3 protein-coding genes and 1 pseudogene are annotated in these 4,494 nt (G+C 74.8%); 1 reads left to right on the top strand and 3 read right to left on the bottom strand.

All coding sequences use genetic code 11. The features are described from left to right. Window positions 1-117: 117 nt before the first annotated feature. Window positions 118-627, top strand: a complete 510-nt coding sequence (locus tag CWIS_RS10460) for an HNH endonuclease signature motif containing protein (RefSeq protein WP_048343230.1) — start codon at window positions 118-120, stop codon at window positions 625-627. Window positions 628-650: 23 nt separating this feature from the next. Here CWIS_RS10460 and CWIS_RS10455 read toward each other — a convergent pair whose 3' ends face one another. The 3 genes and pseudogenes from CWIS_RS10455 to CWIS_RS19410 all read right to left on the bottom strand — a co-directional run. Continuing rightward, window positions 651-3,599 (bottom strand): FAD-binding and (Fe-S)-binding domain-containing protein, encoded by a 2,949-nt coding sequence (locus CWIS_RS10455; RefSeq protein ID WP_048343236.1) that lies wholly within the window; start codon window positions 3,597-3,599, stop codon window positions 651-653. A 221-nt stretch (window positions 3,600-3,820) separates the two neighbouring features. Next, window positions 3,821-4,063, bottom strand: a complete 243-nt coding sequence (locus tag CWIS_RS10450) for a hypothetical protein (RefSeq protein ID WP_048343229.1) — start codon at window positions 4,061-4,063, stop codon at window positions 3,821-3,823. 70 nt (window positions 4,064-4,133) lie between these two features. Continuing rightward, window positions 4,134-4,494: pseudogene (locus CWIS_RS19410) on the bottom strand (nucleoside recognition domain-containing protein); the annotation flags it as partial.

Genomic DNA, 4,494 nt, shown 5'->3' with positions numbered 1-4,494 from the left:
TCGCACGTCTCGCTGCTGGTTCCGGCCGAGACATGGGCGCTCGTGAGGAGTCAGCAGGGGCAGCGTCGCGCGGCCGGTCCACGAGCACAGGGGCGGCGGTCAGAGGGCGTGCCCCTCATGCCGCCGACCGTCCCGTCCGCGGTGACCGACGCGGGGGTACCGCTCTCGGCGACCGAGCTCGCTGCCGCGCTGTGCGACTGCGCCATGACGCGGGTGGTGATGGGCGCTGCGGGGCTGCCGCTGGACGTGGGTCGGACGCGGCGAGCGTTCACGCCCGCGCAGCGCTACGCGGTGATCGCGCGGGACCGGGTATGCGCGTGGAACGGCTGCAGCGTGCCGCCCGCGTACGGCCAGCTGCACCACATCGCGTGGTGGCACCGCGACGGCGGCGCGACCGACCTCGACAACGCCCTGCTGCTGTGCGGCTTCCACCATCACGAGGTGCACCGCCTCGACCTGGACGTCGAGCACGTCGAACGGGCCGAGCCCGGGTTGCTGTCGACGCTCGGCTCACCAACCGGCGGCGAGGGTCGGCGGTACGTGTTCCGCACGCGCGGCGGTCGCGCGTACAACGCTCCAGGAGCAGTGCCGGCCGGGGGCGCGCGTGTCGAGGCGGTCCCGCCGTGAGAGCCCGACCGCCCGTGAGCAGGTCAGGAGGTAGGCGTGGCCGCGTCTCGCTGGGCGGGGAGGTGGGAGGCCAGGAGCTGAGCGAGGTGGATGCCCTCCACACCGGCGAGCTGGTCGGCCTGGGTGCGGCACGAGTAGCCGTCGGCGAGGTAGATGTCACCGGGTGCCGCGTCGCGCAGTGCGGGCAGGAGGGAGTTCTCCGCGACGGCGACCGAGACGTCGTAGTGGCCCTTCTCCATGCCGAAGTTGCCTGCGAGGCCGCAGCAGCCGGCCATGGCCGAGAACTGCGCGCCCGCGTCGGTCAGCAGTCGACGGTCAGCGGTCCACGTCATGACCGAGTAGTGGTGGCAGTGCGGCTGGACGACGGCGGTGACGTCGGACAGGTCGGGCACCTGCCAGCGGTCGCCGGGGCCGATCGGCGCGGGCGCCGTGAGGAGCTCCGCGAGGGTGCGGGTCTCGCGCGCGACCGCGACCGCGCGCGGGTCGTCAGGCAGGAGGTCGGTCAGGTCGGAACGGAGGACAGCGGTGCACGAGGGCTCGAGGCCGACGATCGGGATGCCGTTGACCGCGAACGGGCCGAGCACCTCGAGGAGGTGCTCGAGCTGGTGACGCGCACCGTCGAGCTGGCCCGTGCTGATCCACGTGAGGCCGCAGCAGGCCTGGTGGTCGGGGACGAGCACCTCGTACCCGGCGTCCCGCAGCACGGCGACCGCCGCGTGCGCGACCGAGGGTGCGAGCGCGTCGCTGAACGAGTCGGTCCACAGCAGCACGCGCGGACGTCGGCCTTCGTCGTCCCCGCGCTCAGGCCGATGCTCGTCGGGCGTGCTCGCGACCGTGACCTGGTCCGCGCCCCCCCGTCGGACCCAGCGCCGGAACGGCTCGTCCGCGAAGCTGACCATCTCGCGACGGGTGTCCATGCCGCCCCCGGCGAGGACGAGCTTGGCGATCGGTCGGACCCCGAGCACCGCGTTGACGACCCGCGCGAGCCCGGGCACTCCCGTGACGATGCGCGCCCAGCGGGGCAGCCAGCCGAGCGCGTAGTGGTTGATCGGGCGAAGCCTGCGGCGATACGTACGGTGCAGCACCTCCGACTTGTACTGAGCCATGTCGACGCCCGCGGGGCAGTCGGACGAGCACGCCTTGCAGCTCAGGCACAGGTCGAGCGCCTCGTGGACCTCGGGCGACGACCAGCCGCGCGAGACGAGCGAGCCGTTGGCCATCTCCTGCAGCACGCGCGCGCGGCCGCGCGTCGAGTCCTTCTCGTCCTTGGTCGCAAGGTACGACGGGCACATGAACCCGCCCGCGGCGGTCGAGTCCGCGCGGCACTTGCCCACCCCGACGCAACGGTGGACGGCGGTCGTGAGGTCACCCGCGTCGTGCGCGAAGGCGAAGCCCGTGGCGGCCGGCAGACGGTGCGCGGCGGGGCGCCGCAGGTCGGCGTCGAGCGGCCGGGGCCGGACGAGGACGCCGGGGTTGAGCAGGTCGCGGGGGTCGAACAGGTCCTTGAACGCCCCGAACACCTCGATTGCCCGCGGCGAGTACATGACCGAGAGCAGCTCGGAGCGAGCCCGCCCGTCGCCGTGCTCGCCGGAGAGCGACCCCCCGTGCGACGCGACGAGCTCCGCCGCGTCCTCCATGAACGCCCGCAGCGGGTTGCCGGACCGCTCGAGCGGGATGTCGAGCCGCAGGTGCACGCAGCCGTCGCCGAAGTGCCCGTACGCGAGCCCGTCGACCCGGTGCTGCGCCATGAGCGCCTCGAGGTCACGCAGGTACCCGCCGAGCTTCGCGGGCGGCACGGCCGAGTCCTCGAAGCCCGGCCAGGCCTGCTCGCCGGACGGCGTGCGCCCGCCGAGACCGGCACCGTCCTCACGGATGCGCCACATCGCGGTGGCCGCCGGACCGGGGGGGAAGAGGGCCACGGCGTCGGTTGCCGAGTCGGCAGCCAACGCCCGGGCCCGGTCGAGTGCCTCGTCGAGCGTGTCGGCGCCGACCTCGACCATCAGCCAGCCGCCACCGGGCGGCAGGTCGGGCACCGCGGCGGCACCGCGGACTCGTCGGACCACGTCGACCAGCCGCGCGTCCATGCCCTCGATCGCGATGGGCCGGTGCGCAAGGAGTGCGGGCACGGCGTCGGCGGCGGTCGGCATGTCCGGGTAGCCGAGCACCACGAGCACGGGCGCTGCCGCGACCGGGACGAGCCGGAGCGTGGCCTCGAGCAAGGTGCCGACCGTGCCCTCGGTCCCCACGAGCGCCTTCGCCAGGTCGGTGCCCTTCTCGGGCAGCAGGTGCTCGAGCGAGTACCCGGAGACCTGGCGCCCGAACCGCCCGAGCTCGGTGCGCAGCAGGTCGAGGTTCCCTCGCACGAGCTCGGCCAGGCCGGGGACCACGTCGAGCGCGCCCTCCCCCGCACCGGCCGTGAGGCGACGGCCGGTGCCGTCGACGAGGTCGAGTGCGAGCACGTTGTCCGCGGTGCGGCCGTAGGCGACGGCGCGCGGCCCGCACGCGTTGTTGCCGATCATCCCGCCGAGCGTCGCGCGGGTCCACGTGGACGGGTCCGGCCCGAACCGCAGACCGTGGGGTGCGGCTGCCCGCTGCAGCGAGGCCATGATCACGCCCGGCTCGACGCGCGCGGTGCGTGCCTCCGGGTCGATCTCGAGGATGCGGTTCACGTGGCGCGAGAAGTCGAGCACGACGCCGGGGCCGATCGAGTTCCCCGCGACGGAGGTCCCCGCACCGCGAGCCGTGAGCGGCACACCGGCCTCGCGCGTGACCGCGAGCGCGGCCAGCACGTCGTCGCGGTCGCGCGGGAAGACGACGACCTCGGGCACGACCCGGTAGTTCGAGGCGTCGGTCGAGTACTCGGCGCGGCGACGGGACGAGTCGTCCACCGCGCCGCGCACGGCGGACCGGAGCGCGGCGACGACGTCGGTGCGCAAGCGGTTCTCGTCGGCCACGGCAGTCACGGGGGGCATCTTCGCACTCGCGCGCGGAGCCGGACCGGGACCGGTCGCAGACCGGACGCCGACCCCCATGGCCCTCGAGCCACGACCAGGCCGAGCCCGTCAGCGGCAGGCCCGTCACGGCAGGCCGGTCAGGTGCAGGCCGGTCAGTGGCAGGCCGGTCAGGGGCAGGCCGGTCGGGGGCGGCTGGTCTGTGGCGCAGGCCGGTCAGGGGCGGGCTTGGTGCGGGCAGGTCAGCGGCGGGCGAGGGGGCAGCCGGCGCACGCGAGTGGGAGCGGGGTGTCGCTGGGCGTGCCGGGGTCGCACGACGAGCACGGCGCGTCGCGGCGGGCGAGCGTCGGCGCGAGGGCGCCGCGGCGCGCCCAGTGGTCGAGCGCGGCGACGACGAGGCCCTCGTCGATCCCGAGGGTACGCGCGGTCGTCGCGGGCGTAGCGCCGGAGCGCGTCACGCGCAGCACGTCGTCGAGCACGCTCATCGGGTCGCCTCCGGACCAGCAGCGTTCGCACGCGCTGTCCGCACGGGTCGTGGCACGTCCCTCTCCGCGTTCATCCCAGCAACCGCCCGACCTGGAACACCACGACCGCGCCCACCCACGCGACGGTGAACCCGACGCCGACCCCGAGCGCAGTCCACCGCAGCCCGAACATCCTCCGCTGCTCGGCGAGGGTGGCCAGGCACGGGCTGTAGGCGAGCACGAACCACAGGAACCCCGCGGCCGCGGCCCCCGGGTGCCCACCGGACGACCGCTCGAACGTCGCCCGCAGCCGGTCGCCGAGATCGCCCGGGTGCGCGGGGTCGTCGGGCTCGGCCACGGCGGCCGTCTGCGCGAGCGACCCCACGACGACCTCCTTGGCGACGAAGCCGGTCGCGAGCGCGGCCGCCGCCTCCCACGTGCCGAACCCGGCG

The organism is Cellulomonas sp. A375-1, from assembly GCF_001040865.1.
Taxonomy (GTDB): Bacteria; Actinomycetota; Actinomycetes; order Actinomycetales; family Cellulomonadaceae; genus Cellulomonas; species Cellulomonas gelida.
This window is presented reverse-complemented; position numbering and strand designations above follow the sequence as displayed.